This is a genomic window from Idiomarina baltica OS145 (assembly GCF_000152885.1).
GTDB classification, from domain to species: Bacteria; Pseudomonadota; Gammaproteobacteria; order Enterobacterales; family Alteromonadaceae; genus Idiomarina; species Idiomarina baltica.
In genome coordinates, this window is record NZ_CH672411.1 from 20,850 (window position 1) to 21,791 (window position 942).

The window sequence follows — 942 nt, forward strand, 5'->3', positions numbered from 1 at the left end:
CGTAGTCACGGTCATGGTCAGGGCTATACCGATATTAATTTTTTAATTCCCGAGATCATTGCTCAAGTGACGTATCAAAAGGGCACTTATTATGGAGATGTAGGTGATTTCTCCGGAGCAGGTAGTGTTGGTTTTAGCACTCAGATGACACGGCGCAATGGGCTCGCATCCGTGACCCTAGGCGAAGATAATTATCGACGTGCTTTGGTAGCTGATAGTGTGAATTCAGGAAGCCGGAATGCGACCTTGTATGCGCTTGAGTATCAAACTTATGATGGACCGTGGTCGGATATCGATGAGGATGTTGATAAGCTCAACGGTGTTTTGAGACATAGTATTCGCCTAGATGACGGTGTTCTAACACTCGGAGCCATGGGCTACCATAATGAGTGGAATAGTGCTGATCAAATTCCTGCTCGTGCAGTGGAGTCTGGATTAATTGATGAGCTCGGCTCGATTGACCCGACACTCGGTGGTAAGACACATCGTTACAGTCTCAACGCTATTTACACGACAGCGGACTACGCATTAAGCGCTTATGCCATCGACTATGGTTTGTCTCTTTTCTCTAATTTCACATACTACCTTGATGATCCTGTCAATGGTGACCAATTTGAACAGGTCGACGATCGAATGATTTATGGTGCCTCAGGTAGTTGGCATATCAACAATAATTTTACGGTAGGGTTTGATACGCGCTATGACGATATAGGCGAAGTCGGGCTATATAAAAGCGAGGCACGCGAGCGTATTGGAGCCGTGCGCAGTGACCGTGTTGATGAGTGGAGCTTTGGTTCGTATGTGACACATGATTACCAGTGGACAGGGCGACTGCGTAGTACCGTATCGCTCCGTTATGATTACTTTGACTTTGATGTGAACAGCCGACTGCAACAAAATATTTATGATGTTCAGTTAACCCATAACAATGGTCAAGAATCC

At 45.9% G+C, this 942-nt stretch carries 1 protein-coding gene; it reads left to right on the forward strand.

Annotated elements, in window-relative coordinates:
- On the forward strand, positions 1-942 hold a 942-nt coding region (locus OS145_RS12700; RefSeq protein ID WP_006957018.1), incomplete at both ends, for a TonB-dependent receptor.